This window comes from Bradyrhizobium sp. Pha-3 (genome assembly GCF_042258615.1).
Classification (GTDB): domain Bacteria; phylum Pseudomonadota; class Alphaproteobacteria; order Rhizobiales; family Xanthobacteraceae; genus Bradyrhizobium.
Window position 1 is genome coordinate 4,681,115 of record NZ_CP170152.1, and the last position, 19,023, is coordinate 4,700,137.

Annotated in this window: 19 protein-coding genes; 9 read left to right on the forward strand and 10 right to left on the reverse strand. The window is 65.5% G+C overall.

The window, feature by feature from the left end; genetic code table 11:
- Window positions 1–87: 87 nt before the first annotated feature.
- Window positions 88–1,116: a polysaccharide deacetylase gene (locus ACE10Z_RS22275; protein WP_375789899.1), complete on the forward strand. Its 1,029-nt coding sequence runs from the start codon at window positions 88–90 to the stop codon at window positions 1,114–1,116.
- Here the strand turns inward: ACE10Z_RS22275 and ACE10Z_RS22280 are convergent.
- Window positions 1,113–1,322: a DUF2842 domain-containing protein gene (locus ACE10Z_RS22280; protein ID WP_076857838.1), complete on the reverse strand. Its 210-nt coding sequence runs from the start codon at window positions 1,320–1,322 to the stop codon at window positions 1,113–1,115. The genes ACE10Z_RS22275 and ACE10Z_RS22280 overlap by 4 nt on opposite strands.
- Window positions 1,323–1,513: 191 nt before the next feature.
- Here ACE10Z_RS22280 and ACE10Z_RS22285 point away from each other — a divergent pair, with 191 nt between their 5' ends.
- A complete protein-coding gene (locus ACE10Z_RS22285; RefSeq protein WP_375782684.1) occupies window positions 1,514–2,599 on the forward strand; it encodes a COX15/CtaA family protein in 1,086 nt (361 codons plus the stop codon).
- A gap of 4 nt (window positions 2,600–2,603) precedes the next feature.
- Here ACE10Z_RS22285 and nadC read toward each other — a convergent pair whose 3' ends face one another.
- The 8 genes from nadC to ACE10Z_RS22325 all read right to left on the reverse strand — a co-directional run bounded on the left by nadC (window position 2,604) and on the right by ACE10Z_RS22325 (window position 10,524).
- Window positions 2,604–3,455, reverse strand: coding sequence for a carboxylating nicotinate-nucleotide diphosphorylase (gene nadC, locus ACE10Z_RS22290; RefSeq protein WP_375782685.1), 852 nt, complete (start codon window positions 3,453–3,455; stop codon window positions 2,604–2,606).
- A complete protein-coding gene (locus ACE10Z_RS22295; protein WP_375782686.1) occupies window positions 3,455–5,002 on the reverse strand; it encodes an L-aspartate oxidase in 1,548 nt (515 codons plus the stop codon). Before ACE10Z_RS22295 ends, nadC begins: the two co-directional genes overlap by 1 nt.
- Window positions 4,999–5,985, reverse strand: a complete 987-nt coding sequence (nadA, locus tag ACE10Z_RS22300; protein WP_375782687.1) for a quinolinate synthase NadA — start codon at window positions 5,983–5,985, stop codon at window positions 4,999–5,001. Before nadA ends, ACE10Z_RS22295 begins: the two co-directional genes overlap by 4 nt.
- 54 nt (window positions 5,986–6,039) lie before the next feature.
- Window positions 6,040–6,999, reverse strand: a complete 960-nt coding sequence (locus ACE10Z_RS22305; protein WP_375782688.1) for a hypothetical protein — start codon at window positions 6,997–6,999, stop codon at window positions 6,040–6,042.
- A gap of 14 nt (window positions 7,000–7,013) precedes the next feature.
- Complete coding sequence (locus ACE10Z_RS22310) at window positions 7,014–7,418, reverse strand: hypothetical protein (protein WP_375782689.1); 405 nt, start codon at window positions 7,416–7,418, stop codon at window positions 7,014–7,016.
- 156 nt (window positions 7,419–7,574) lie between these two features.
- On the reverse strand, window positions 7,575–8,855 hold the full coding sequence (locus tag ACE10Z_RS22315; RefSeq protein WP_375782690.1) for an O-acetylhomoserine aminocarboxypropyltransferase: 1,281 nt from the start codon (window positions 8,853–8,855) through the stop codon (window positions 7,575–7,577).
- 147 nt (window positions 8,856–9,002) lie between these two features.
- A complete protein-coding gene (locus tag ACE10Z_RS22320; protein WP_375782691.1) occupies window positions 9,003–9,587 on the reverse strand; it encodes a CoA-binding protein in 585 nt (194 codons plus the stop codon).
- Window positions 9,588–9,696: 109 nt separating this feature from the next.
- Window positions 9,697–10,524: an enoyl-CoA hydratase gene (locus ACE10Z_RS22325; protein WP_375782692.1), complete on the reverse strand. Its 828-nt coding sequence runs from the start codon at window positions 10,522–10,524 to the stop codon at window positions 9,697–9,699.
- Between the two features lie 70 nt (window positions 10,525–10,594).
- On the opposite strand from ACE10Z_RS22325, the gene ACE10Z_RS22330 reads away from it, so the two are divergent.
- The 5 genes from ACE10Z_RS22330 to ACE10Z_RS22350 all read left to right on the forward strand — a co-directional run bounded on the left by ACE10Z_RS22330 (window position 10,595) and on the right by ACE10Z_RS22350 (window position 13,860).
- Window positions 10,595–11,023, forward strand: coding sequence for a PaaI family thioesterase (locus ACE10Z_RS22330; protein WP_173642586.1), 429 nt, complete (start codon window positions 10,595–10,597; stop codon window positions 11,021–11,023).
- A 152-nt stretch (window positions 11,024–11,175) separates the two neighbouring features.
- A complete protein-coding gene (gene rplM / locus ACE10Z_RS22335) occupies window positions 11,176–11,640 on the forward strand; it encodes a 50S ribosomal protein L13 (RefSeq protein WP_050405657.1) in 465 nt (154 codons plus the stop codon).
- Window positions 11,640–12,116, forward strand: a complete 477-nt coding sequence (gene rpsI / locus ACE10Z_RS22340) for a 30S ribosomal protein S9 (RefSeq protein ID WP_375782693.1) — start codon at window positions 11,640–11,642, stop codon at window positions 12,114–12,116. Before rplM ends, rpsI begins: the two co-directional genes overlap by 1 nt.
- 246 nt (window positions 12,117–12,362) lie before the next feature.
- Entirely contained in the window at window positions 12,363–13,580 is a 1,218-nt protein-coding gene (locus ACE10Z_RS22345) for a GGDEF domain-containing protein (RefSeq protein WP_375782694.1), read from the forward strand.
- A 43-nt stretch (window positions 13,581–13,623) separates the two neighbouring features.
- Complete coding sequence (locus ACE10Z_RS22350; RefSeq protein WP_375782695.1) at window positions 13,624–13,860, forward strand: hypothetical protein; 237 nt, start codon at window positions 13,624–13,626, stop codon at window positions 13,858–13,860.
- Here the strand turns inward: ACE10Z_RS22350 and ACE10Z_RS22355 are convergent.
- A complete protein-coding gene (locus ACE10Z_RS22355) occupies window positions 13,853–15,022 on the reverse strand; it encodes an AI-2E family transporter (RefSeq protein ID WP_375782696.1) in 1,170 nt (389 codons plus the stop codon). The genes ACE10Z_RS22350 and ACE10Z_RS22355 overlap by 8 nt on opposite strands.
- A 283-nt stretch (window positions 15,023–15,305) precedes the next feature.
- Between ACE10Z_RS22355 and ACE10Z_RS22360 the strand changes: the two genes are divergently transcribed.
- On the forward strand, window positions 15,306–16,076 hold the full coding sequence (locus ACE10Z_RS22360; protein ID WP_375782697.1) for a gamma-glutamyl-gamma-aminobutyrate hydrolase family protein: 771 nt from the start codon (window positions 15,306–15,308) through the stop codon (window positions 16,074–16,076).
- Window positions 16,077–16,600: 524 nt separating this feature from the next.
- Window positions 16,601–18,874, forward strand: a complete 2,274-nt coding sequence (locus ACE10Z_RS22365) for a PAS domain S-box protein (RefSeq protein WP_375782698.1) — start codon at window positions 16,601–16,603, stop codon at window positions 18,872–18,874.
- Window positions 18,875–19,023 lie beyond the last annotated feature (149 nt).

Here is a 19,023-nt window from a genome sequence, read left to right on the forward strand (position 1 = left end):
AATAACAATGCCGCGGCGGTGTGTGGGAACCGCCGGGCAGAGGCGGGGATCTTGGTGCCGGACAACAGGATTTTGCGGCGGGCCCGGATGGAGCTCGCCTATTTTAGCGGCGCCTTCAGGTTGCGGGAACGCGAGGCCGGGGGCGCCGGCGTGATCCTGCGCTTCGCGCGCGTCCGTCCCGCACGCCGGGCCCGGTTCCAGCCGTTGAGGTCGCAGGAGATCACGCCGGCCTTCCTCGATCGTACCATCCGCGCACTGAAGCGCTGGAAGTACGACATCGTCGGGATCGACGAAGCCTGCCGCCGTGCGGTGACCATGCCGGAGCGCCGCCGCTTTGCCTGCCTGACCTTCGATGGCGCCAGCAAGGACTTCGTCGCGCATGGCCACCCCGTGCTCAAAAGGCACGGCGTCCCCTTTACCCTCTATTTGCCGACAGCCTTCCCGGATGGCGTGGGAACGGCGTGGTGGCTGGTGCTTGAGGACATCATCGCGCGCGAGAGCCGCATCAGCCTGATGATCGATGGCAGGGAACGGCACTTCGTGGTCTCGAGCCTGTCGGACAAATACGAGCTGTTCGATTTCCTGTCCGGCTGGCTGCGCAAGCTGTCGCCGCGTGATCTGTCCTATGCGGTGAATGATCTCGGCCGGCGTTATTCGGCCGATGCGGCGCAATTGTCACGTGGCGCGTCGCTCGACTGGCAGGATCTGGCGAAGCTTGCGGCTGATCCGGACGTGACCTTCGGCAGCGCTACGGTGAACTATTCCGCCCTGTCGAGCCTCAGGGATGCCGATGCGCAGCGCGAGATCGCGATGGGAAAAGCGGTCGCCGAGAGTGCGCTGCGCCGGCCGATCATGCATTTCGCATTCCCCTTCGGGGACCGTGACGCGTTCCGCCGTCCGCATGTCGTGATGGCCGAGGAGGCCGGCTTTGCCAGCGCGGTGTCGACCATATCAGGGGTCGTCGAGGCGAAAGGACGCACCAACCTCTACGCATTGCCGCGCATCGCATGGGATGGCCGCGTGCGGTCGCTGCGGATGATGCGCGTGCTGCTCTCGGGCGTGATGTTCGCACCGGTGCGGCCGACCCGGCACGGGCGCGACGAGGGCGCGATTTAGGCGCGATCAGGCCGCGACATCCAGGAGACGATCGGCATCGCCGGCAGCACCCAGCCGAGCCCCGCGACGACGTAGAAGATCGCCTGCAGCAGCCCCGAATTGGCGAGCCACGGCGTCTGGGCCACCGTCATGCCGAGCAGCGACCACACCACGACCAGGATCAGCAGGAAGATGGTTCCGAGCAGTTTGCGGGTGCGTATGGCCATGGCGGATATGTATGACTCGTGATCCAGAGCGTTTTCGAGCGAAGTGGACACCGGTTCGCGTAAAGAAAACGCGTCAAAACAAGATTCCGGAGCCTCGTTCCGAATTGATCGGAACAAGGCTCCGGGCGGCGCTTGCGCCGCGGGCGGGCCGGACTATAAGGGGCGCGAAAATCCAATCAAGTCAGAGCGAAATGGCCGGTATTTCCGCAAATCCATCGCAGCTTCGCGCCGTCAGGGTCTGGCTGCTGGCGGTCGCCGCCCTGATCGCGCTGATGGTGCTGGTCGGCGGCGCCACGCGGCTCACCGAATCCGGCCTGTCGATTGTCGAATGGAAGCCGGTGACCGGCGCGCTGCCGCCGCTGACCGAGGCGCAATGGACGAAGGCCTTCGAGGGCTACAAGGCCATCCCGCAATATCGCGAGCTCAACGCCGGGATGACGCTCGCGCAATTCAAGACGATCTTCTGGTGGGAGTGGAGCCACCGGCTGCTCGGCCGGGTGATCGGCGCCGCCTATCTGCTGCCGTTCCTGTACTTCCTGTGGCGCGGCGCGGTGAGCGGCGAACTCGGCCGGCGTCTATGGGTGATCTTCGGCCTCGGCGCGCTGCAGGGCGGCGTCGGCTGGTGGATGGTGGCGTCCGGCCTCTCGGAGCGCGTCGAGGTGTCGCAATATCGGCTGGCGACGCATCTGGTGCTGGCGCTTCTGATCTTCGCGGCGATCGTCTGGACGCTGCGGCGGTTGACGGACCGCCCGTCCGTGATCGCGCCGGTCAGGCTGAAGATCACAAGCGCCGTGCTGCTCGTGCTCACCTTCGTGCAGCTCTATTTCGGCGCGCTGGTCGCGGGCCTGCGCGCCGGCCGGGTCTACAACACCTGGCCCGAGATCGACGGCGGCTTGATCCCGTCGGCTGACCGGCTGTGGTTCGAGACGCCGTGGTGGCGCAATCTGTTCGACAACACGCTGACGGTGCAGTTCGAGCATCGCATGACCGCCTATTTGCTGTTCGTGCTGGCGATTGCGCATGCGATCGATGCCGTGCGCGCGCGCGCCGGCGGTGCCGTCATCGCGGGTGCCTGGTGGCTGGTTGCGGCAATCACGCTGCAGGCGACGCTCGGCATCCTGACGCTGCTGCATCAGGTGCCGATCGATCTGGCGCTGACGCACCAGGCGGTTGCGATCGTGGTGCTGACGCTCGCGGTCCTGCAAGCCGAGCGCTTCGCTGCGCGCCGGACCGAACGGGACCAGCCGACCCTCGTTCCGGTCGGCCAGTCGCTCTAAGCCATCAGGACAGATAATCGAGCCCGATATCGAGCGCGGCCGAGCTGTGAGTCACCCAGCCGACCGAGATCAAATCGACGCCTGTGGCGGCAATCGCCGCGGCGGTCGCAGCCGTGATGCGGCCGGAGGCTTCGGTGAGCGCCTTGCCGCGCGCCATCGCCACGGCCTGACTGAGCTGCTCCGTCGTCATGTTGTCGAGCAGGACCGCGTCGACGCCGAGCGCCAGCACCTCTTCAAGCTGCGCCAGCGTGTCGACCTCAACCTCGATCTTGACGAGATGGCCGGTATTGGCCTTGGCGCGCTCGATCGCAGGACGGACACCGCCAGCGAGCGCGATGTGGTTGTCCTTGATCAGCACGGCATCGTCGAGACCGAAGCGGTGATTGCCGCCGCCGCCGGCCCGCACCGCGTATTTCTCCAGCGCGCGCAGTCCGGGCGTCGTCTTGCGGGTGCAGACGATCTGCGCGCGCGTGCCTGCGACGGCCTTGACGAGCGTGGCGGTCGCGGTCGCGACACCGCTCAGATGGCAGAGGAAGTTGAGCGCGGTGCGTTCCGCGGTGAGCAGGCTACGCGCCGGGCCGTCGATGATCGCGATGACCTGGTCGGGTTCGACCGCGCTGCCGTCGGGCCGCTCGGCGCGCAGCTCGATCGCCGGCGACACCGTCTGAAAGGCTGACCGCGCGATGTCGAGCCCGGCGATCACGCCGGGCTGCCGCGCCCGCATCACCAACCGGGCCTGCTGGCTGGCCGGCACGATGGCGTCCGCCGTGATATCGCCGGCGCGGCCGAGATCCTCGCGCAGGGCGGTTTGCACGATCGGCTCATACAGCAGCGGCAACAGGGGATTGAGGGTCATCAGCGGGCACTCCTGGCTGGTAGATTGGATTCAACGATGTCGTGCGCGGCGACGAGCGCCTCGGCAAGGGTGAGGGAAGACGGCGCTGCCGACAAAGCGGTGTGCGGAAAATCAGTGCGGAAATGACCGCCGCGGCTTTCCTCGCGCCTGATCGCGGCAACCGCGATCATCAATCCGACCAATGCTGCGTCGGATGCCGCGCTCTGGCCGCGCGCGAGCGGATAGAGGCCGCGGATCGCGCGCGCGATCCCGTCGCGGTCGCGCAGCACGCCGAGCCCCTGGGTGAGGATCGGACGCACGGCGGAAGGATCGGCGGCGGGCGGCATCGTGTCGTCGCTCAGCATCGCGCGCGGACCTGCGCTGACGCCTTCGATGCTTTCGGCGACCCAGCGCGCGCAGACGATCGCTTCCATCAGCGAATTGCTGGCGAGCCGGTTGGCGCCGTGCAAGCCGGTTCGCGCCGCCTCGCCGCAGGCCCACAGGCCCTGCACCGTGCTACGGCCATGGCCGTCAACCGCGATGCCGCCCATGTGGTAGTGAACCGCAGGTCGGATCGGGATCGGATCCGTGGCGGGATCGAGGCCCGCCATCTTGCAGAACGCGCTGATCACGGGATAGCGCTGCGCGAAGTCCGCGCCCGGATGCTTGCGCGCATCGAGGAAGGTGCGGTGTCCCGCGGCGCGATGGCGCCAGACGGCGCGCGCGACGATGTCGCGTGGCGCAAGCTCGGCGCCCGGCTGATCGGCCATGAAGCGCTGCCCGGTCTCGTCGATCAGGATCGCGCCGTCGCCGCGGATCGCCTCGGTCAACAGCGGCGTCGGCCGTGACGGCCCATCGAAGGCGGTCGGATGAAACTGCACGAATTCGATGTCCGACAGTTTTGCGCCGGCATGGGCCGCGAGCGCGAGCCCCTGGCCGAAACATCCGCCCGGGTTGGTGCTGTCCGAAAACAGCCCGCCGATGCCGCCGGTTGCGATCACGACGCGGTTGGTCGCGATCGTCAGCACGCCGCGGTCGCTGGCTGCGAGCACGCCCCTGACCGCATTGTCCTCGACCAGCAGCCGCCGCGCCTCGACCCCCTCTAGCAGCGTGATCGATGGCGTCTGACGGACCGCGGATATCAGCGCGCGCATGATCTCGCGGCCGGTGCCGTCGCCGGTGGCGTGCACGATGCGGTTGCGGCCGTGCGCGGCCTCGAGCCCGAGACGCCAGCTGCCGTCGGCGCGCCGGTCGAAGGCGACGCCAAGCTCGGCCAGATGCTCCACGGCGGCCGGCGCGGCATGGACGATTCGGGATGCTGCGGCCGCATCACAGAGGCCGGCGCCGGCCGCGAGCGTATCGGCGAGATGGAGGGCAGGGGTATCATCCGCGCCGACCGGCGCAGCGAGACCACCTTGTGCCCACATGCTGGAGGCTTCGGCGCCGAGCGGCGATTTCGACAGCAGCACGACCGGCTCGGGCGCGAGTTGCAGCGCGGTCATCAGCCCCGCGGCGCCGCCGCCGATGATGACGGGGCGGCCGTTGAGATCGGAGATATCAATACTCATATCGCCAGCATCCTTTCGACGCTCTTGCGCGCGCGATCGGCGATCGCAGGATCGATCGTGACCTCGTGCTGATTGGTCTCCAGCGCGTGGCGGATGTTCTTCAGCGTGATCCGCTTCATGTGCGGACAGAGATTGCAGGGCCGGACGAAGTCGACATCGGGATTGCGGGCCGCGATGTTGTCGCTCATCGAGCATTCCGTCAGCAGCACGACGCGCGGCGGACGTTTGGTCTCGACGAACGACTGCATCGCAGCGGTCGATCCCGAATAGTCCGCTTCGGCGACAACCTCGGGCGGGCATTCCGGATGCGCCAGGATGGTGACATCAGGGTAATTTTCACGCAGCTGACGCACGTCATCGGCGGTGAACAGCTCGTGCACCTCGCAATGGCCCTTCCAGGCAATGATCTTCTTGCTGGTCTGCTTGGCGATGTTCTGCGCCAGATATTCATCCGGCAGCATGATGACCCGCTCGGCGCCGAGCGATTCCACGATCCTGAGCGCATTGCCCGACGTGCAGCAGATGTCGGACTCCGCCTTCACCGCGGTCGAGGTGTTGACATAGGCAACGACGGGCGCATCCGGATAGCGCGCGCGCATCAGCTGCACGTCCTGCGCCGTGATGGAATCCGCCAGCGAGCATCCGGCCTTGAGGTCGGGGATCAACACCGTCTTGGCCGGATTGAGCAGCTTCGCCGTCTCGGCCATGAAGTGCACACCCGCGAGCACGATGACATCGGCGTCGACCTTGGTCGCCTCACGCGCGAGCAGGAGGCTGTCGCCAACGATATCGGCGACGCCGTGGAAGATCTCCGGCGTCTGGTAGTTGTGCGCCAGCACCACCGCGTTGCGGCGGCGTTTCAGCGTGAGGATCGCATCGACATCCTCGGCGAACGTGGCCCATTCGAACGGCGGGATGACGCGCTTGACGCGCTCATAGAGCGGCGCGGTGCGGGTGAGCAGATCGGTATCGAGTGCAACCATTTATACTCTCCTTGAGCATAAGATGGCTTATACTTATCCTGAGCATAAGGCGTGTCAAGTGCGCGAAAGCGGAAGCTTGGTGCCGGCGACGGCCCGTTCGGCCAAGACGGCATGGCGGAAGCGGAACAGCTTGGCCGGCCGTCCGACGGTATCGGCGGCCATTGCGCCAGTCTCTTCAACGAGTTCCTGCTGCTCGATGAGCCGGCGGAAGTTCTGCTTGTGGACCAGCCGGCCTGCGAGTGCCTCAACACTGCGTTGCAGTTGCAGCAGGGTGAACTCGGTCGGCATCAATTCGAATACCACCGGACGGTATTTGATCTTGGCGCGCAGCCGCGCGATCCCGGTGGCGAGGATGCGGCGATGATCCGCCGTCATCGGCTTGCCCGGCACGACCGGCGCCTCGCGGTCATGCGCGCGCCCGGCTTCCGGGATCAGCAAGGCCTCGTAGAGCAGCTCGTAGCGCTGCAACACGAGTTCTTCGTTCCAGTCGCGGTCATCGAGACCGAAGGTGATCGCGCAGCGCTGCCAGCGCTCGCGCTGCAGCGTGGGTGAAGGTGCCGCCTTCGCCCATGTCTTCAGCTTCGGCGCGATCATCTTCGCAAGGCAGACCGGCGTGCCGGCGCGATGATCCTCCCACGGGAAATAGTCGTACCAGCCTGACCAATGTGCCTCAAAGCCTTCGCCGACCTGATCCTCGCGGGTCAGGCCGAGATAGCTGATCGAGACGCTGTGCGGCGACCTGGCGTCGCCGGACCGGCCGCGGTCGGCAAAGGTGTAAAGCTGCTCGACATAGCCGAGCGGATGGCCGGTCTGCGCCTCGACCCAGGCGCGCAGCGCGGTCTGCAGCGAGCGGTGGGTGAACTCGAACGGGCCGCTCGGCAGCGCAGAGCCGCCGGCGATGGTCATGATCTTCGGCGTGCCGTCGGTGACGGCGACCAGCACCGCGACGAGGTCGGCGGTGACCGCATTGCCCGAAGCCGGTGCGCTGGTTTTCTTCTGCGGCGATCTGGCCACGCGCGCGTCCCGGGCTAGCAGTAGCCGTAGACGCCGCAGGCGTAGGGCAGGCGGTCCCAGTAGGTCACATAGGCGCCGCCGTAATAGGGGCCGTAATAATTGTAGGAGTGCCAGTTACCGTAATAGCCGGGCAATGACGACGATCCAGGCAGCAGCGGTTCACCCTGCATGTACGGGATGTACGGCTCTGAGTTGAGCGGGATCACCGTGGGCTCGACGACCACGAGCTGGCGTCCGCGCCGCACATAGGTCGGTGACGTGATGGTGGTGCGGTAGGCGTAGTGCCGGCGCGGCAGGCCCGCCGGCAGCTGGCGCGCTGCCTTGACGGTGGCGCGTTTGGTGACGACAGGGCCGTCGGCGGCGTCAGCAGGCGAAATCGCAAACAGCGCGATCGCGAGCGGCAATATCCAGCGCAGCATCAATGGTCTCCCGAATCATCCGGAGCCTATCACTGCCACTTTATGCCCGATTGAACGTTAACGAGAGACCCGTCGGTATTAAGCGTTAACGAGATGGTGGCTTCGGGCAAGATTGCCGGAGCGATGCGGGCGCACCGCTCCGGAACAATGGCGGGATCAGGCCAGCAGGGCCTGGTCGAGGTCCGCGATCAGGTCTTCCTTGTCCTCGATGCCGATCGACAGCCGCACCACCTCGGGCGCGGCGCCCGATTTCACCTTGGCGGCGTCGTCGAGCTGGCTATGCGTGGTGGAGGCCGGGTGGATCACCAGCGAGCGGGTGTCGCCGACATTGGCGAGGTGCGAGAACAGCCTCAGATTCGACACCAGATTGACGCCGGCGTCGTACCCGCCCTTGAGGCTGAAGGTGAACACCGCGCCGGCGCCCTTCGGCGCGTATTTGCGCTGCAGGGCGTTGTACCTGTCGCCGGGCAGGCCGGCGTAGTTCACGGCCGACACGGCCGGGTGGGTGGAGAGGAATTCCGCCACCGCCTTGGCATTGTCGCAGTGCTTCTGCATGCGTAGCGGCAGCGTCTCGATGCCGGTCAGGATCATGAAGGCGTTGAACGGCGACAGCGCGGGGCCGAGGTCGCGCAAGCCGAGCACGCGGCAGGCGATCGCGAAGGCGAAATTGCCAAAGGTCTCCTGGATCCGGATGCCGTGATATTCCGGGCGGGGCTCGCTCAGCATCGGATATTTGTTGTCCTTCGACCAGTCGAAGGTGCCGGCGTCGACGATGATGCCGCCGAGCGAGTTGCCGTGGCCGCCGAGGAACTTGGTCAGGGAGTGCACGACGATATCAGCGCCATGGTCGATCGGCTTGATCAGATAGGGCGAGGCCAGCGTGTTGTCGACGATCAGCGGCACGCCGGCCTTGCGTGCGACGGCTGCGATCGCCTCGATGTCGGTGATGCTGCCGGCGGGGTTGGCGATCGACTCGATGAAGATCGCTTTGGTGTGCGGCGTCACCGCGCGCTCGAAGCTTTCGATCTCGTCGGGATCGGCCCAGGCCACGTTCCAGCCGAACGCCTTGAAGGCGTGGGTAAACTGGTTGATCGAGCCGCCATAGAGTTTTCGCGCGGCGATGATTTCGTCGCCGGGCCGGAGCAGTTGTTGCAACACCACGAGCTGCGCGGCGTGGCCGGAGGCAACCGCAAGGGCCGCCGTGCCGCCCTCGAGCGCCGCGACGCGTTCCTCGAGCACCGCGTTGGTCGGGTTGCCGATGCGGGTATAGATATTGCCGAAGGCCTGCAGGCCGAACAGCGAAGCCGCGTGGTCGGCGTCGTTGAAGACGAATGACGTGGTCTGGTAGATCGGCGTCGCCCGCGCGCCGGTGGTGGGATCAGGCTGTGCGCCGGCGTGCACGGCGAGGGTGGAAAATCCCGGAAGGCGATCGGTCATTCTTTGTGTCCTGTTGTGGCCTGGTCGAAACGCGCGGCATGCTGATGGCGGCGGCGTCCGCCGTCAAGCGAGTTGGGCACGCCGCCGGTTTTGGGAGGGGCATCCCGGGCTATACCGGATGATCGGAGCGATTATTCCGCTGCGATGTCAGGTCGTCTCGGTCTTGTTTTTTGCCGCGCGGTCGGATGCCGCAGTCTGGCCGCCGCCAAAGCTCGTGCGGTTGAGCGACAGCCGCATGCCCTGGGTCGGGATCGGCGCGCGCTTGGAACTCAGCGTGCGCGAGTTGACGCCCATCCAGGAGATCTCCGACGATAGCCGGCCGTACTCGATCTTCGGGCAGCGGTTCATCACCACCTTGAGGCCTGCGCCCTCCGCCTTCTCGGCGGCTGCGTCGTCGCGTGCGCCGAGTTGCATCCAGATCACCTTCGGCAGCGGCGACAATTTCAGCGCCTCCTCGACCACCGGCATGATGTGGCTCGAATTGCGGAAGATGTCGATCATGTCGATCGGGCGATCGATGTCCGCCAGCGATGCGACGAACGGCTTGCCCATCAGCGCCTTGCCGACATGGCCGGGGTTGACCGGGATCATGTCGTAGCCGCGCTGCGCCAGATACTTGAACGCGAAATAGCTCGGCCGCACATTGACCGGCGAGGCACCGACCATCGCGATCGATTTCACGTTGTTCAGGATGCTGCGGATGTAGTTGTCGTCGTAGGCGTCGTGATTCATTCTGATCAATTGTCCGATGACGTCATTGCGAGAAGCGTAGCGACGAAGCAATCCATTCTATCGTCGCATGGAGTGGTGGATTGCTTCGCTCCGCTCGCAATGACGAAGGTTATTTGTCCTGCCACTTCGGCTCGCGCTTCTCGATGAAGGCGCCGATGCCTTCCTCGGCGTCGCGCGCCATCATGTTTTCGGTCATCACCTCGGCCGCGAAGCGATAGGCCTCAGCAAGGCTCATCTCGGCCTGGCGATAGAAAGCCTCCTTGCCAAGCTTGACGGTGTAGGCCGATTTCAGCGCGACTTTCTCGGCCAGCGCGATCGCGGCGTCGCGTTCGGTGCCGGCCGGCGCCACGCGGTTGACGAGGCCGATGCTCTGCGCCGTTGCCGCCGAGACTGGTTCGCCGGTCAATAGCATCTCCATCGCCTGCTTGCGCGGCACGTTGCGCGATAGCGCCACCATTGGCGTCGAGCAGAACAGCCCGATGTCGACGCCCGGCGTCGCAAACGCCGCGGCTTCGGAGGCGACCGCGAGGTCGCAGCTCGCGACGAGCTGGCAGCCGGCTGCGGTCGCGATGCCCTGCACGGACGCGACCACCGGCTTCGGCAGGTGCACGATTGCCTGCATCATAGCGCTGCAGGCGTTCATGATCTGCGCGAAATAGGCGCGGCCGCGGTCGGCGTCGGTGCGGCGCGCGGTAAGCTCCTTGAGGTCGTGGCCGGCGCAGAACGCCGGGCCGTTGGCGGCGAGCACGACTGCACGGATGCTCTTGTCAGTGCCGATATCGTTCAGCGCAGCGTGCAACTCGCCGATCAGGCCCTCGGAGAGGCTGTTGCGCGCCGCGGGGCGATTGAGCGTCAGTAACGCGATACTGCCGACGGTCTCGCGCAGCAGGATCGGCTGATGTTTCGGCGCTTCCGCGCGGGCGGCTTGGGCGGACATGGTGAAATTCCACTTTGGTCTCTATGACAACTTAATGTAACAGGCAGGCTGAAGCGAGGGCAGGGACCGCATGGCGATTGCGAAAATGAGCGTGGCTGATCTGGAGGAGTTCCTGCGCAAGGAATTTCCGCAGGCATTCACCCACGACGACATCAGGATCGAAAGCGCCGATGGCGAGACGGCCCTGCTGCGCCAGCGCTTCAGCGAGCGCATGCTGCGGCCGGGCGGCACGGTGTCCGGACCGACCCTGATGGGGCTGGCGGATTTCGCGATGTATGTGGTGCTGCTGTCGGCGATCGGGCCGATCGGCCTGGCCGTCACCACCAATCTTAACATCAACTTCCTGCGCAAGGGCCAGCCGGGCCAGGACGTGCTCGCGGTCGCCAGACTGCTCAAGCTCGGCAAGCGGCTTGCGGTCGGCGAGGTGAACCTGCTGTCCGGCACCTCTCCGGATCCGATCGCCCATGTCACGGCGACCTATTCCATTCCAAATCAATAGGCTTTTTCCCGGTATTATTGCACCATATTTACAAGCTATTGTTTTCGCTGATGTAATTAGCGTACTTCGACGTTGACGCGAGACCGCAGCTTCTCTAGAAAGCCGCCAGTTCGGCGCATACGGCGCCGATTTCCTTTTCACGGATTTCACACATGAGCACGTTCTCGGCCAAGCCTGCCGAAGTGACGAAGAAGTGGGTCGTGATCGACGCCAAGGGTTTGGTCGTCGGTCGTCTCGCCACGCTCGTCGCGATGCGCCTGCGCGGCAAACACCTGCCCACCTACACCCCGCATGTCGATTGCGGCGACAACGTCATCATCGTCAACGCCGCGCATGTGGTGCTGACCGGTCGCAAGCGCGACCAGAAGGTCTATTACAAGCACACCGGCTTCATCGGTGGCATCAAGGAGCGCACCGCGAAGCAGATCCTCGAGGGTCGCTTCCCCGAGCGCGTCGTCGAGAAGGCGATCGAGCGCATGATCCCGCGCGGTCCGCTCGGCCGCATGCAGATGGGCAATCTGCGCGTCTATCCGGGTGCCGAGCATCCGCATGAGGCCCAGAGCCCCGAGAAGGTCGATATCGCTTCCCTGAATCGCAAGAACACGAGGGCCGCATAATGTCCGATACTTTGCAGTCCCTCGACCAGCTCTCGCAGGTCAAGCCGGCGGCTCCCGACGCGCCGAACTACGTCAAGAAGGTCGACAAGTTCAACCGCGCCTACGCAACCGGCAAGCGCAAGGACGCGGTCGCCCGCGTCTGGATCAAGCCGGGCGCCGGCAAGATCTCGGTCAACACCCGCGACATCGAAATCTACTTCGCCCGCCCGGTGCTCCGCATGATGATCCAGCAGCCGCTGGTCGCTGCCGCCCGTAACGGCCAGTACGACGTGATCTGCACCGTCGCCGGCGGCGGTCTCTCCGGCCAGGCCGGTGCTGTCAGGCACGGCATCTCGAAGGCGCTGACCAACTTCGAGCCTGAGCTGCGCAGCGTCCTCAAGAAGGGCGGCTTCCTGACCCGTGACTCCCGCACGGTGGAGCGCAAGAAGTACGGCAAGGCCAAGGCCCGCAAGTCCTTCCAGTTCTCGAAGCGCTAATTCGAGTTCTCAAATTCGCGGCAATTGCCGCGTGCATCAAGCTGCAGAGGGCGCCGCGAGGCGCCCTTTTTGCTGCGCCCAACCGCGCTTGCTTCGACGCGAATTAGCGCAGTTTTTCATGAAAACTTGCGTGTGCGTGCAAACGAAATTGGAACTCGGGCCTTCTAGCTTGCGGGCTCGCACTGGCGCTGCATCACCGTATTATTTGCGCCTGCGAACGTTGCATCACCGGGCTGGGGTGACTCTATGTCGTTCGATCCATCGACGCTTTATCTGTTCGCCACCATGGTCGCGGGCATGCTCGGCGCCATGCTCTGGTTGTTCGGCAGGCAGGAGAACATTGCCGCGCTGAAATGGTGGGGCACCGCCTATTTGCTCGGTGCGGCCTCGGTCGCGCTGTGGACGGTCGGCAGCTCGACGCTCGATCCGCTCGTCTTGCTGGGCCTCAACGCGATCGGCTTCGCCGCATGTGGCATGGTCTGGAATGCCGCCCGTATCTTTCACGGCCGCAAGGCCAATCTGCCGGGACTTGTGCTCGGCCCGATCATGTGGATCGGCGCGGTGACGACCGTGCAGGATCCGGCGATGCGCCTGACCATCGGCGCCGGGATCGTCGCGATCTATGCCGCGCTGACCGCCTCCGAACTCTGGAGCGAGCGCCGCCGCGCGATGCAGAGGCGCTGGATCGCGATCGCGATCCCGGTCGCGCATGGCTGCGTCCTGATGCTGCCGATCCTGGTCGGCGACGTGTTGCGGCTGAACGGCCAGAATTTCGTCAGCAGCTTCTGGGTCACGCTGTTCTCGATCGAACTCGTGCTGTACGCGATCGGCACGGTGTTCGTGATCTTCATGATGGTGTCGGACCGCGCAGTAGCTGTGCACAAGACGGCTGCGTCGATCGATCCGTTGAGCGGCATGCTCAACCGCCGCGGATTCACCGAGGCCTGCACGCGGGTGATCGAGCGGGAGGCCGTTGCCGGCCGGCCGGTCACCGTGATGATCTTCGACATCGATCACTTCAAGTCGATCAACGACCGGTTCGGCCATCCCGCGGGTGACGAGATCCTGAAACTGTTCTCGGCCGTGGTGGTCAGCAGTCTTAGGATCAGCGATCTGTCGGGCCGGATCGGCGGCGAGGAGTTCGCAGCACTGCTGCCGTGCTCGCTGGACGAGGGCGTCTTGGTCGCCGAGCGCGTGCGCGAGGCGTTCGAGAACAGCAACATCACCTGCGAGGAAGGTGCGGTCGACACCACGGTCAGCATCGGCGTGGCCGGTGGACCCGCCGGGACCGAGCTCGAGGTGCTGTTGGCCTCGGCCGACACCGCGCTCTACCAGGCCAAGCGCGGCGGCCGCAACCGCGTCGAGGCGGCAGAGGAATTACCGCTGTCGCTGGAGAACTGGCGGCGCAAGACCGCGGGCCTGCCGGCATCGGCGCGGCAAAAGCCGGCGCCCGTGCGCGCATGAGTGCGGTAACGATTGATTAACCATTCGATCCCATGGTTCGGGCATGGAGTCGATCCGCACCCGCAATCCGCAATCAGCCCTGATGTCGCTCGAAGCCGATGCGGTTTCGGCGCGCAGCGGCTTCGCCTGCCTGTTCTCGGACTCCGATGAATACGAGACCGCGCTGATCGCCGAACGTCGTGCGCAAGGGCGATACGAACCGCCGAGGAGCCGCTGGCCGATCGCAATGCTGGTCGGCGTGATGCTGATGGTCGTCGGTACCGTCCTGCTCTTCAACTGAGCTGCGGCTGCGGCACGTTCGACGGAGCGGGCGTCTGCGCCTGATCCTCCGCCTTGAAGTGGTCGATCATCACCTTGGCGATCGCCATCAGCGGCAGCGCCAGCGCGAGCCCCCAGATGCCGAACACGACGCCGAGCAGGATCTGGAACGCGAACAGCGTTGCCGGCGGGATGTCGAGCGCCTGGCGCTGGATGATCGGCGTCAGCACGTAGCTTTCCAGTGCGTGGACGCCGAGAAACAGGATGAAGGCCGACAGCGCTGCGATCCACCCGGTCGCGAGGCTCGCCAGCACCACGATCAGCCCGCCGAGGATCGCGCCGACCGTCGGGATGAAGGCGAGCAGGCCGGCCTGGATGCCGAGGATGAACGAGCTCGGGATGCCGATGATGGCAAGCCCGATCCAGGTGACGAGGAACACCGCGGTCATGGTGATGATCTGCGCGATCAGCCAGCGTTCCAGCGTCTCGCCGATGCGGTCGACGATGACGGTCGCCTGCGCGCGGTATTTGGCCGGCGCGATGAACAACAATCCAGCGCGGTAGATGCTCGGCTGGGCGGCAAAGGCGAGCCCGAGGAACAGCACGATGAAGAAGTTGCCGACGACGCTGACGGTGCCGAGCAGCACCTTCAGCGTCTGACTGATGATGGCGCCGCCGCTCGAGGCCAGCGCGCCGGCACCGGGGATGCCATGCGACTGCGACGGTGCCGGCGTCGTTGTCGTCGTCGTCACGGCGGTACCGTCCGGCTTCGCCTCGCCGGCGGTATTGGTGAAGTCGAGATAGCTGGTGTCGACACCACGCTGCTCGAGGAACTCCTTGACGTTGCCGAGCTGCGATTTGATCGTGTTGCTCAGCACGGTGGCCTGCTGCGCGATCGTGGTGCCGCCGAGGAACACGATGCCGGACAGCAGTCCGGCCATCGCCAGGCAGACGATCGCAAGCCGCAACGCATGAGGCAGCCCGGTCAGCCGGCCGAGCAGGGTGGTCATGGCATTGAGGGCGACCCCGAGCAGCATGCCCGCGAACAGCAGGAACAGGGTCGCGGCGAACTGCCATGCGAAGGTCAACAGGGCGGCGAACAGCACGATGCCGATGCCGCCGACGGCGATCGCCCACGCCATGTCATTTCGGGCCTGCAGGCGATTGTTAGCCGGGTCTGTCACGGGTGATTCCCCCTTCGCGACGGTGTCCGGAGCAGTCTTTGGCGAAAATCCCGCCGGGATCAAGCTGGGCGGACCGGGCCGGTTTGCCGCTGAGGCACCGCAATGCCCGGTGCGCCCGGAATGGCGCGCGCCCGGCCGGATTTGGCGGCCTCAGGGGGCTCGCCTGTGCAGGATCGCAAGCCCCCCTGTGCAGATATAGGCAGTTGATCCGGCGGGAGCTGGAAGGCATGATCGTCTCCGCAAAGTCGCAAACTTAGAAGAATCATTGCGCGAGACTTCAATAATGAGACGGCCCGTGGTCGGCGTGATCGGAAACGCCCATCGCATCGAAAATCGTTTCACAGTCCAGATGGTCGGAGAGCGCAACCTTCGCGCGGTTGCCGAGGTGTCGGGTGCCGTGCCCTTGATGTTCGCCGGCAGCCCTGAAATCACCGAGGTCGGCGCCTTGCTCGACGTGGTCGACGGCGTGGTGCTGACCGGGGCCCGCGCCAACGTTCATCCGACCCGCTTCAACACCGAACCTTGCGCGGCCCACGAGCCCTACGACATCCACCGCGACGACGTCGCGCTGGCGCTGTCGGAGGCCTGCGTCGCGCGCGGCGTGCCGATCTTCGGCATCTGCCGGGGCCTGCAGGAGATGAACGTCGCGTTCGGCGGCTCGCTGCATCCGGAGATCCGCGAGATCCCGGGCCGCATGAACCATCGGATGCCGCGGCTGGAGAACGGCGAAATCCATCCCGATCCCACCGTGGTGTTCGCCGACCGTCACGACGTAGCGCTGACGCCGGGTGGCGCCTTCGCAAAGATCCTCGGCTGCGAGACCATTCGCGTCAATTCGCTGCACGGCCAGGGTATCCTCGAGCCCGGCAAGCGCGTCGTGATCGAGGGCATTGCCGAGGACGGCACCATCGAGGCGATCCGCATCGCCGACGCCCCCGGCTTTGCGCTCGGCGTCCAATGGCACGCCGAATACGATCCGCAGCGCAACCCGATCAACCGCGCGCTGTTCGAGGCCTTCGGCGACGCACTGCGCGAGCGGCGGCGGGCGGCATAGGGACCTTCCGCACCGCTGTCGTCCCTGCGTGTCTCAAATTCCGCGTCGTCCCGGCGCAGGCCGGGACCCATACGCCGCAGCAGATGTTGTTGAAAGGACTCGTCGTTCCGGCATTGCGCAACAATCGGCATTTGTGGTTATGGGTCCCGGCCTGCGCCGGGACGACACTGAGTTTGTTGCGCTACTTGTGAGTCATACTTCCGCATTCTCGCGACACGATGTGCCCGAGCTTTGCATCTCGTTTCACCCTTTCGTCGATTCAGAGGGTGCAGCGGCGGCGGCGTGAATTCCGGCGCCGGAGGGCCGGTTCAACCGGCAGTGGCCCGTAGTCAATCTCCGTACTTATACGGAAACGAAAGTGGCGGATTGCAGCGCCGGACTCGGCTAAGCAAGAAGCCGTAAGCCCCCCGTTATTGCCCTGGCGCCGACGATCCTTTCCGATATTGTTTTCTTTTCCATTTTCCGGTGCAACTGCTCACGATGAGTTGCTCGGGATGAATTTGTCGGGCCGATTGGCGGCCGGGATGATGCTTCCCGTCGTCACACTCCTGCTTGCGCTGGGCTTCATCCATGGCGTCACCTGGCAGGGCATTCTGCTCGCCGGTGGTGTGGTTTCGGTGGTATTGATGACGGCTGAGATGATTGCGAGGTCGCAGTCCGGAACGCCCGCCCAGTTGGTGCGGGCGGCGGAGGCGGTGTCGCGCGGCGAGCCGGTCCCGATACGCCCGAGTGGCGCCGACGAGGCCGCTCAGCTCGCAGCGACGCTTGCCGAACTGTCCGCGCAATTGGGCAGCAGGCAGCACCTGCTGGAGAAGACCGTCGAGAGCATCCGCGATCCGGTGGTGGTCGCCGACGAGCATGCGATGATCGTGATCGTCAACGCCGCGGCGCGGCGGCTGTACCGCGTCGAACCCGGTTTTGACACGCTGACCGGCGTTCGCACCTTCCAGAACTATTATGCTGACGGCACGACCGTGATGCCGATCGCAGAGACGCCGATGGCGCGTGCGCTGCGCGGCGATGACGTCGACGATTGCGAACTGATCGTCAAACCTCTGCGGCCTGAACCGGCTGTCTGTCTTGTCGCCAACGCCAGGCCGCTGCGCGACGATGCCGGCAATTTGCGCGGCGCAGTCATCGTGCTGCGCGATGTCACCGCGGAGCGTCAGGCGCATCAGGCGCTGGTGGAGAGCGAGCAGATGGCGCAAGCCATCGTCAGGACCGCGCTCGACGCCTTCGTTCAGACCGACCAGGACGGCATCGTGCTCGACTGGAGCCCGCAGTCCGAGGCGCTGACCGGCTGGACCCGCTCTGAGGCGGTCGGCCGGCGCGTGGTCGAGCTGGTGTTCCCGGAAGAGCTGCGGGTTGCGCACCGGCAGCGCATCACCCGCTTCCTGCAGGAGACCGCGGCCGGCGGCATGGGCATGCGCTATGAAACCGCATCCGTGCACCGCGACGGCCACCGATTCTATGTCGAGGTGTCGCTCAATGCGCTGCGCCGCGGCGATGGCTGGATCATCAATTCGTTTGTCAGGGACGTCACCCAACGCCGGCTCGCCGAAGAGCAATTGATCCAGGCGCAGAAGACGGAGTCGCTCGGGCGGTTGACCGGCGGCATCGCGCACGACTTCAACAACATGCTGACCGTGATCACCGGCACGATCGAGATCCTCGCCGACGGCGTCAGGGATAACCCGCAGCTTGCCGCGATCGCCAAGCTGATCAGCGATGCCGCCGATCGCGGCGCGCAGCTCACCACGAGCCTCCTGGCATTCGCGCGCAAGCAGCCGTTGCAGCCCGCCGAGACCGACGTCAACGACCTGATCGGCGAAGTGGTGCGGCTGCTGTCGCAGACGCTGGGCTCGCAGATCGAGATCAGGACGGAGCTCGGCCGCGACGCCTGGCTCGCCTTTGTCGACCGCAGCCAGCTCGGCGCTGCGCTGGTCAATCTCGCCATCAATGCGCGCGACGCGATGCCGGAGGGCGGCACGCTGACCTTTGCGACCCGCAACATGCAGCTTGGGATTCCCGATGCCGTGGCGCACGGCGTCGAGCGCGCCGGCGACCATCTCGTGATCGAGGTGACCGATACCGGGACCGGAATTTCGCCGTCGCATCTGGAGAAGATCTTCGATCCGTTCTTCTCCACCAAGGAGGTCGGGCAGGGCACCGGGCTCGGGCTCAGCATGGTGTTCGGTTTCGTCAAGCAGAGCGGCGGCGGGATCGAGGTCAAGAGCGAGCAGGGGCGCGGCACCATCTTCAGGATCTACCTTCCCAAGGCGGACGGCGCCACGCAGCGCGCGGTCGAGGAGGACGATCTGCCGTTCAGGGGCGGCAACGAGACCATCCTGTGCGTCGAGGACGACCCCACGATCCGCGACTACGTCACCGGCCAGCTCGAAAGCCTCGGCTACAAGGTGCTGGTCGCGGCAAACGCAGATGCTGCGCTCGCGATCGTCAATCGCGGCACTGCGTTCGATCTCCTGTTCACCGACATCGTGATGCCCGGCAGCATGAACGGCCGCCAATTGGCGGAGACGCTGATGGCCGGGCGCCCGGCGCTGCGGGTGCTGTTCACCTCGGGCTACAGCGACGGCCCGCTGCCGGCGCAACAGGGACGCGGCGGCCACGGCATTCCGCTGCTGACCAAGCCTTATCGGCGCAGCGAGCTGGCGCGGATGCTGCGGCGCTGCCTTGATCTTCAGGTCGACTTTCAGGGCGATCCGGTTCCGCAGCCTTACTCCGTGCAGCCCGATCTCGAACGCTTCCTGCGCGAGAACCCGCCGGAGAAGAATTAGTCCACAGCGTGGACCCACCCCTTTCGCAAGCCCCGACACGATGGATATCGCGGAGTTTATCATCGGGCCGCGCGTTGCGCGGACCCGTTGGCTCAACCCATCCTGCGCGCTACGCTGATCGTCGCAGCCAAAGCGACGGAGAGCAGTGC

Bases quoted from the DNA above. Each gene is read 5' to 3' on its own strand.
- ACE10Z_RS22275 (WP_375789899.1), top strand. From the start codon at position 88: ATGGAGCTCGCCTATTTTAGCGGCGCCTTCAGGTTGCGGGAACGCGAG.
- ACE10Z_RS22280 (WP_076857838.1), bottom strand. From the start codon at position 1,322: ATGGCCATACGCACCCGCAAACTGCTCGGAACCATCTTCCTGCTGATC.
- ACE10Z_RS22285 (WP_375782684.1), top strand. From the start codon at position 1,514: ATGGCCGGTATTTCCGCAAATCCATCGCAGCTTCGCGCCGTCAGGGTC.
- nadC (WP_375782685.1), bottom strand. From the start codon at position 3,455: ATGACCCTCAATCCCCTGTTGCCGCTGCTGTATGAGCCGATCGTGCAA.
- ACE10Z_RS22295 (WP_375782686.1), bottom strand. From the start codon at position 5,002: ATGAGTATTGATATCTCCGATCTCAACGGCCGCCCCGTCATCATCGGC.
- nadA (WP_375782687.1), bottom strand. From the start codon at position 5,985: ATGGTTGCACTCGATACCGATCTGCTCACCCGCACCGCGCCGCTCTAT.
- ACE10Z_RS22310 (WP_375782689.1), bottom strand. From the start codon at position 7,418: ATGCTGCGCTGGATATTGCCGCTCGCGATCGCGCTGTTTGCGATTTCG.
- ACE10Z_RS22315 (WP_375782690.1), bottom strand. From the start codon at position 8,855: ATGACCGATCGCCTTCCGGGATTTTCCACCCTCGCCGTGCACGCCGGC.
- ACE10Z_RS22320 (WP_375782691.1), bottom strand. From the start codon at position 9,587: ATGAATCACGACGCCTACGACGACAACTACATCCGCAGCATCCTGAAC.
- ACE10Z_RS22325 (WP_375782692.1), bottom strand. From the start codon at position 10,524: ATGTCCGCCCAAGCCGCCCGCGCGGAAGCGCCGAAACATCAGCCGATC.
- ACE10Z_RS22330 (WP_173642586.1), top strand. From the start codon at position 10,595: ATGGCGATTGCGAAAATGAGCGTGGCTGATCTGGAGGAGTTCCTGCGC.
- rplM (WP_050405657.1), top strand. From the start codon at position 11,176: ATGAGCACGTTCTCGGCCAAGCCTGCCGAAGTGACGAAGAAGTGGGTC.
- rpsI (WP_375782693.1), top strand. From the start codon at position 11,640: ATGTCCGATACTTTGCAGTCCCTCGACCAGCTCTCGCAGGTCAAGCCG.
- ACE10Z_RS22345 (WP_375782694.1), top strand. From the start codon at position 12,363: ATGTCGTTCGATCCATCGACGCTTTATCTGTTCGCCACCATGGTCGCG.
- ACE10Z_RS22350 (WP_375782695.1), top strand. From the start codon at position 13,624: ATGGAGTCGATCCGCACCCGCAATCCGCAATCAGCCCTGATGTCGCTC.
- ACE10Z_RS22360 (WP_375782697.1), top strand. From the start codon at position 15,306: ATGAGACGGCCCGTGGTCGGCGTGATCGGAAACGCCCATCGCATCGAA.
- ACE10Z_RS22365 (WP_375782698.1), top strand. From the start codon at position 16,601: ATGATGCTTCCCGTCGTCACACTCCTGCTTGCGCTGGGCTTCATCCAT.